The organism is Nocardiopsis sp. TNDT3, from assembly GCF_003427465.1.
GTDB classification, from domain to species: domain Bacteria; phylum Actinomycetota; class Actinomycetes; order Streptosporangiales; family Streptosporangiaceae; genus Nocardiopsis; species Nocardiopsis dassonvillei.
Map to the genome: position 1 here is coordinate 1 of NZ_QPFC01000178.1, position 7,142 is coordinate 7,142.

Annotated in this window: 5 protein-coding genes; 3 read left to right on the forward strand and 2 right to left on the reverse strand. The window is 73.4% G+C overall.

All coding sequences use genetic code 11. The features are described 5' to 3' along the window. The first annotated feature begins 282 nt into the window (after positions 1-282). On the forward strand, positions 283-951 hold the full coding sequence (locus tag DQW06_RS04865; protein WP_013153765.1) for a restriction endonuclease: 669 nt from the start codon (positions 283-285) through the stop codon (positions 949-951). A 31-nt stretch (positions 952-982) separates the two neighbouring features. On the opposite strand, the gene DQW06_RS04870 is transcribed toward DQW06_RS04865, so the two are convergent. Next, positions 983-1,768, reverse strand: coding sequence for a DUF4253 domain-containing protein (locus tag DQW06_RS04870; protein ID WP_041553171.1), 786 nt, complete (start codon positions 1,766-1,768; stop codon positions 983-985). A gap of 166 nt (positions 1,769-1,934) precedes the next feature. Then, positions 1,935-2,900, reverse strand: a complete 966-nt coding sequence (locus tag DQW06_RS04875) for a TIGR03557 family F420-dependent LLM class oxidoreductase (protein WP_071622346.1) — start codon at positions 2,898-2,900, stop codon at positions 1,935-1,937. Positions 2,901-3,433: 533 nt separating this feature from the next. On the opposite strand from DQW06_RS04875, the gene rox reads away from it, so the two are divergent. Both rox and DQW06_RS04885 read left to right on the forward strand, forming a co-directional pair. After that, the gene (rox, locus tag DQW06_RS04880) at positions 3,434-4,888 is read left to right on the forward strand and encodes a rifampin monooxygenase (RefSeq protein ID WP_117198035.1); all 1,455 of its coding nucleotides are present in this window, start codon (positions 3,434-3,436) and stop codon (positions 4,886-4,888) included. 133 nt (positions 4,889-5,021) lie between these two features. Then, positions 5,022-6,707: an ABC-F family ATP-binding cassette domain-containing protein gene (locus DQW06_RS04885; protein ID WP_117198036.1), complete on the forward strand. Its 1,686-nt coding sequence runs from the start codon at positions 5,022-5,024 to the stop codon at positions 6,705-6,707. Positions 6,708-7,142: the final 435 nt, after the last annotated feature.

Genomic DNA, 7,142 nt, shown 5'->3' on the forward strand with positions numbered 1-7,142 from the left:
GACCAGCAGGGCGAACCACCTGCCGACGAAGTCGGCGACGCGCGTGAGAACTGACATCGAAGGACTACTTCCCGTGGGTACCCGGGGGCGGCGGAGCACCGCTCCCCGGACGGTCGCCGCCGCGAGGGTCGGCCGCCGCGCGGCCATGGTAGTCCCCGCGTTCCGTGCGAGCGGTGGTCAGGGCGGGTCCCGGACCGGAAACGGCTCCGCGCCGTGGCGTTCCCCACAGGGCACCGCCACCGGGGCGGGTGACGAACCGTCCGGACGGGGAAGAGGCAGTCCATGACCGACATCTCCCCGGACGACGCGACCGAAGACAGGACGTACCCCGACATGACGTACCCCGACGAGGGCCGGAGAGGCCCCCGGGAGTGGCGGTTCGTGTGGCGCCACCGGTACGCCCTCGTGCTGGGCCTGGTCGTGGCGCTGATGGTCGGCGCGTGGGTGGCCCAGAGTTCGGCGCGGCCACTGCTGTGGGCGGTGGCGGCGCTGGGGGTGGCGGCCCTGCTGTGGTGGTGCCGCATGCGGCTGCGCCTGGCCCGGGAGAAGTGGCGGGTGGCGCGGGTCGACCTGTCGGAGGTCGACCGGATGACCGGTGTGGAGTTCGAGGAGCACGTGGCGGGGCTGATGCGCACGCACGGCTACACCGCCGTGACGGTGGTCGGCGGGGCCGACGACGGAGGGGTGGACGTGCTGGGCCGGGCACCGGACGGGCAGGCCGTGGTGGTGCAGTGCAAGCGGTGGAACAGCCCGGTGCCCCCGAACGAGGTCCGCGCCTTCCTCGGCGTCCTCGCCACCAGTTACGAGGGGTACCGGGGGGTGTTCGTGGCCTCGAACGGCTTCACCGAGGCCGCCGCCCGTGAGGGCGAGGGGTACATGACCCTGGTGGACCGGGAGCGGTTGGCGCGGTGGATGGGCGGTTCGGGCGCGCCCGAACCGCCTCCGGCGTGACCGCCCCGTTCCCGGCGGCCGAGGTACCCGGTCAGTCCCACCAGAACTGCCAGACCGGACGGTCGACGAGTATCTCGGCGTAGGCCCTCAGGTCGCGGTGGGAACCCTGCCAGAGGTTGTCCGGGCAGAACGCGAAGTGCTCGGCCGCCACGCGCAGCGCCTGCCCGCTGTCGGTCGGCGGGGCGCCGACCGCCAGGGTGAGGCTCGCGAACCCCATGCCCAGCACGCGCACTCCGAAGCGGCGTTCCCAGTCGGCCACGACGGCCGCGAACACGGCGGTGTCGTTGTCGTAGTTGAGCGGCCCCGCCCATCCGGAAGCGGCGATGGCCTCGGCGCCCGAGGCGGCCGGGACCAGCCCCATCCGCATCCCCGGCACGTGTTCGACGAGGAGTTCGGCGCATTCGGCGGCGGTCCGCTCGGGCGCTCCCTCGGGCACGTCCGCGGCGGGGGCCGGGCCGGGCCACGACGCCCCGTAGGGAGCGGTGGTCGACCGCGGATCGTTGCCCGGATCGGCCTCCTCGCCGGAGGCGTGCTGTCTCCACCACCGGGCGAGCAGTTCCGCCGGGTCGTGGTCTCCCGGTGAGGAGATCCAGCCGGGGAACAGCTCCTGGGACTCCCAGGGCCGTACCGGGTCCCCGTACATCCCTTCCAGCAGCAGCGGCCACAGTCCGGAACGGTGGTGCTCGGCCAGGAGCTCGGACCACAGTCCGGCCGGCGCGGAGTCGTGGCTCAGCCACAGCAGCGGCGTGCCGTCCTCCGAGGACACCGTGTGTCCGGGCGGAAGCTGTACGGAGAGCGTCTTCTGGGGGTCGTCCATGCCGCGATCGTAGGCGTCCCCGGTGACGGTTCGCGGCGGCGTGGGCGTGCCCACGCCGCTCCCCGTCGTGGCGCGGCGGGCGTGACCGCTCCGGCTCCGGACACGGCGGCGACACGCGGACCGCCTCCGGTTCGTCCCTGTCGGTCGAGCGGCGCGTACGGGCCGGTCAGGTGGCGAGCGCGCGCAGTGGTCCGTCCAGTTCGCGCCGGTAGAAGTCGACGAACCCGTCCGGGTCGGGCCCGGCGTTCTGCATGACCAGGCGGTCGAAGCCGGCGTCGACGTACTTGCGGACGGCCTCGACGTAGCGTTCGGGGTCGGGTCCGCAGGCGAAGTGCCCCAGCACGTCCTCCTCCCGGACCGTGGTGGTGGCGGCCGCGAAGTTGACCGGGTTGGGCAGCTCGCTCATGACCTTCCAGCCGGTCAGGGCCCAGCGGGAGGTCTCCAGGGCCGCCCGCGCGGCGGTGTGCTCGTCCTGGGCCCAGGCCATGGGCACCTCGGCGTAGCGGGGACCGTCTCCCCCGGCGTCGCGGTAGTCCCGCACGATCGCGGACTTGGGCTCGGTGGCGAACAGCCCGTCGCCGTGTTCGGCGGCGAGTCTGGCCGACTGCCCGCCGCTGGCGGCGACGGCGATCAGCGGCGCCTCATCGGGCAGGTCGAACACCCGGGCGTCCTCCAGCCGCAGGTACTCGCCCTCGTAGGACTGGTAGCCGCCGCCCCACAGGAGGCGGATGATCTCCAGGGCCTCGCGCAGCATGTGGTGGCGCACCTGGACGGCGTCGGGGAACTCCTGGCCGACGACGTGTTCGTTGAGCCGCTCCCCGGAGCCGACGCCGAGGACGAAGCGGCCCTTCGAGAGCAGGGCCAGGGTCGCGGCGGCCTGGGCGATGATCGCCGGGTGGTAGCGCACGGTCGGGCAGGTCACCCCGGTGGCCAGACCGATCCGCTCGGTCCTGGTCGCGATGGCGCCGAGCACGGTCCAGGCGAAGGGTGAGTGGCCCTGGTTGTCCAGCCAGGGGTGGTAGTGGTCGCTGATCTCCACGAAGTCGAACCCGGCGCGCTCGGCCAGCTCCGCCTGCCGGACGAGTTCCTCCGGCCCGAAGGCCTCGGCCGCCAGTTTGTACCCGATCTGCATGCGTCTCCCCTGTTCGGTGGTGTCGGGCGCCGACCCGCGCACCGGAGGGGCCCGCCCCCGACCGGACCGGTGGGCGCTGCGGACCCCGGACACCATTCACCCAGGGCACCCATACAACTACCGTCCGGGGTCGCGAGGAGGTTGCGACACACCCGCCGCCAGGTCAGGACCGTGTGACCGCAGGCCCGGGCGGGGCGCGGCGCGGAGCCGCCCACGGAAAAGCAGTCAGACGATCACGGAAAGCAACGGAGAGGGGAAAACGTCTCCTGCCATTATCAATCTATAGCGCACCCCCGGGCTTGCGGCAAGACCCGGGTCGTGCCGCACAATTTCCCTTCGAAACCGGAATCCGCGCGAATTCGGGACGTGCGAAAAGCGTGTGCCGTTGTCGGCGCACCGATCACGTACCGACGTCCCGGCACTGGTGGGGACCGTGGCGCTCTCACAGGCGCCCGTCGCGGGAACGCGGACGTGCGCCCCGACAGAACACGCGGAACGGCCGGTGGAGAGCGATCTCGTTGAACGGGGAATCCATGATTGACGTGACCGTGGTCGGCGGCGGACCGACCGGCCTGATGCTCGCCAGCGAGCTGCGGCTGCACGGTGTGCGCGTGGTCGTGCTGGAGAGGCTCACCGAGCCGACCCGGCAGGCCCGCGCCCAGGGTCTGCACACGCGCAGCGTGGAGGTGATGGACCAGCGCGGTCTGCTGGAGCGGTTCCTCGCGGCCGGGAGGAAGTTCCGGGTCGGCGGCATCTTCGGCGGCATCACCAAGCCGTGGCCCGACGGGCTGGACACGGCCCACCCGTACGGCCTGGCCATCGAGCAGCCGGTCACCGAACGCCTGCTCGACGAGCGCGCCCTCGAACTCGGCGCCGACGTCCGGCGCGGCCACGAGCTGGTCGGGTTGAGCCAGGACGAGGACGGGGTGAGCGTCGAACTGGCGGACGGCACGCGTCTGCGCTCGCGCTACCTCGTCGGCTGCGACGGCGCCCGCAGCACGGTGCGCAAGCTGCTCGGAGTCGGCTTCCCCGGCGAGCCCGCCAGGGTCGAGACGCTGCTGGGCGAGATGGAGGCGACCGAGGATCCGGAGTCGATCGCCGCCGTCGTCGCGCGGGTCCGCAGGACCCATCTGCGGTTCGGCCTCGCCCCGCTCACGAGCGGAGACGGGGACCGGAAGGGGGTGTACCGCGTCATCGTGCCCGCCGACGGGGTGGCCGAGGACCGCACGAGCGCGCCGACCCTGGAGGAGTTCAGGCGGCAGCTGCGGGCCCACGCGGGCACCGACTTCGGTGTGCACTCGCCGCGCTGGCTGTCCCGGTTCGGCGACGCCACCCGGCTGGCCGAGCGCTACCGGGTCGGCCGGGTGCTGCTGGCCGGGGACGCGGCGCACGTCCACCCGCCGACCGGCGGGCAGGGGCTCAACCTCGGTGTCCAGGACGCGTTCAACCTCGGTTGGAAGCTGGCCGCCGAGGTCGGGGGCTGGGCGCCGGAGGGGCTGCTGGACAGCTACCACGCCGAACGGCACCCGGTGGCCGCCGCCGTGCTGGACAACACCCGCGCGCAGATGGTGCTGCTGGGCACCGAGCCGGGCGCGGTCGCGCTGCGGGGGCTACTGGGCAGGCTGATGGACTTCGAGGAGGTGAACCGGTACGTGACCGGGCTCGTCACCGCGACGGACCTGCGCTACGACTTCGGCGAGGGGCACGCGCTGCTCGGCAGGCGGATGCGCGACATCCGTCTGACGCGGGGGCGCCTCTACGAGTTGACGCACGGCGGACGCGGGCTGCTGCTCGACCGGACCGGTCGGCTCTCGGTGGCGGGCTGGGCGGACCGGGTCGACCACGTCGTCGACACCGGCGGGGCCTGTGAGGAGCTGGGCGCGCCCGCCGTGCTGCTGCGGCCGGACGGCCACGTGGCCTGGGCCGGTGGGGACCAGCGTGAGCTGCTCGAACGGCTGCCGAGGTGGTTCGGCGCCGCCGCAGGCTGAGCGCGCCTCCGGGCCCCGTCAGCGCCCGCACCTGGGAAAACCGGTTGCGGGCGCGCGTCGCGCCGTGGAAACCTGCCGGGGCGCTCGCGGCGGTGACCGGGCGTCTACGGCGAAACCCCTGTGGAGAGCGGTCTTGGGCTACATCGACGTCAACCAGGTCAGCCACACCCTGCCCGACGGCAGGGTCCTGCTGGACTCGGTGTCCTTCCGCGTCGGAGAGGGGTCCAAGGCGGCGCTGGTGGGCGCCAACGGCGCGGGCAAGAGCACCCTGCTGCGGATCGTGCGCGGCGAGCAGCGCCCCCAGGGCGGCGCGGTCACCCTGGACGGTGAACTCGGCGTGATGCCGCAGTTCATCGGGCACGTGCGCGACGAGACCACCGTGCACGAACTGCTGGTGTCGGTCTCCCCCGCTCCGGTGCGCGAGGCGCACGCGGACCTGGAGGCGGCCGAGGCGGCCATGATGGTCGACGACGGCGAGAGGACGCAGATGCGCTACGCCGCGGCCATCGCCCGTTACGGCGACGCGGGCGGCTACGACGCCGAGGTCGTGTGGGACCAGTGCTGCACGGCGGCGCTGGGCGTCCCCTACGAGCGCTGCCGGTGGCGCGAGGTGCGCACGCTGTCGGGCGGGGAGCAGAAACGCCTGGTCATCGAGGCCCTGCTGCGGGGCCCGGCGCCGGTGCTGCTGCTGGACGAGCCGGACAACTACCTCGACGTTCCGGGCAAGCGCTGGCTGGAGGAGGCGCTGCTGGCCACCCCCAAGACGGTCCTGTTCGTCTCGCACGACCGCGAGCTGCTGAGCCGGGTGCCGGACCGGATCGTCACGGTCGAACTGGGCGCGGCGGGCAACACGGCGTGGGTGCACGGGGGCGCGTTCGACACCTACCACGACGCCCGCCGGGAGCGGTTCGAGCGGCTGGACGAGCTGCGGCGGCGCTGGGACGAGGAGCACGCCAAGCTCAGGGCGCTGGTGGCCGCCTACAAGCAGAAGGCCGCCTACAACTCCGACATGGCCTCGCGCTACCAGTCGGCGCGGACCCGGCTGCGCAGGTTCGAGGAGGCGGGGCCGCCGCAGAAGCTGCCCCGCGAGCAGAACCTGCGGATGCGGCTGCGCGGCGGCCGGACGGGCAGGCGGGCGCTGGTGTGCGAGGGGCTGGAGCTGACCGGGCTGATGCGCCCGTTCGACCTGGAGGTCTGGTACGGCGAGCGGGTGGCGGTGCTGGGCTCCAACGGGTCGGGCAAGTCGCACTTCCTGCGGCTGGCGGCCGGGGGCGGCAGCGATCCCCAGTCGTCGGTGCTGCCGGAGGAGGACAGGGCGAAGGTGCCGCCGGTGGAGCACAGCGGCACGGCGCGGCTGGGCGCGCGGGTGCTGCCGGGATGGTTCGCGCAGACCCACGAGCACCCCGAGTTCGCGGGGCGTACGCTGCTGGACATCCTGCACCGGGGGCAGGGCGCCCGCCGGGGCGTGCCCCGCGACGAGGCGGGGCGGGCGCTGGACCGCTACGAGCTGGCTCCGGCCGCGGAGCAGACCTTCGACACGCTCTCGGGCGGTCAGCAGGCGCGGTTCCAGATCCTGCTGCTGGAGCTGTCGGGGGCGACGATGCTGCTGCTGGACGAGCCCACGGACAACCTGGACGTGGTGTCGGCGGAGGCGCTGGAGTCGGCGCTGGAGGCCTACGACGGCACGATCCTGGCGGTGACGCACGACCGCTGGTTCGCGCGCGGGTTCGACCGGTTCGTGGTGTTCGGCGCCGACGGAGGCGTGTACGAGGCGCCGGAGCCGGTGTGGGACGAGGGGCGGGTGCGCCGCGAACGGTAGGGGTTCGGAACCGGGAGCGTGTCACACCGAACCGGCGTGAACGCCGACTCGGCGTGTGGGCGCCGCCGAGGAGCACCGGAACCGCTGCGGGTGGGGACCGGGAGGCGCCGGAACCGGTGTGCCCGCGCGGATCATGCGCGGCGAGCACCGCGGGTAGGACGGCGCCCGCAGGGGCTGACCGGACCACCCCCTCGCCATGACGCCGCCATGCCGGGCGGCAGGCTGACACAGCAGCGTCATCGCAGGCCAGGGACCCCGCATCACACCGGGGGCGTTCTCGGTCGAGCCGCTATCCGACGGGCGGTTCGATGTCGGTCACGGCCGAGCACCCCTCCGAGCAGGCGGGCGGCCAGCCGAGTCCACGGCCGGGAGGCGTCAACACAAGGCCTTCTTGACGCGGGGCGGGGCCGCACGGCGCGGGAACCGACCACGCGC

Bases quoted from the DNA above. Each gene is read 5' to 3' on its own strand.
- DQW06_RS04865 (WP_013153765.1), top strand. From the start codon at position 283: ATGACCGACATCTCCCCGGACGACGCGACCGAAGACAGGACGTACCCC.
- DQW06_RS04875 (WP_071622346.1), bottom strand. From the start codon at position 2,900: ATGCAGATCGGGTACAAACTGGCGGCCGAGGCCTTCGGGCCGGAGGAA.
- rox (WP_117198035.1), top strand. From the start codon at position 3,434: ATGATTGACGTGACCGTGGTCGGCGGCGGACCGACCGGCCTGATGCTC.
- DQW06_RS04870 (WP_041553171.1), bottom strand. From the start codon at position 1,768: ATGGACGACCCCCAGAAGACGCTCTCCGTACAGCTTCCGCCCGGACAC.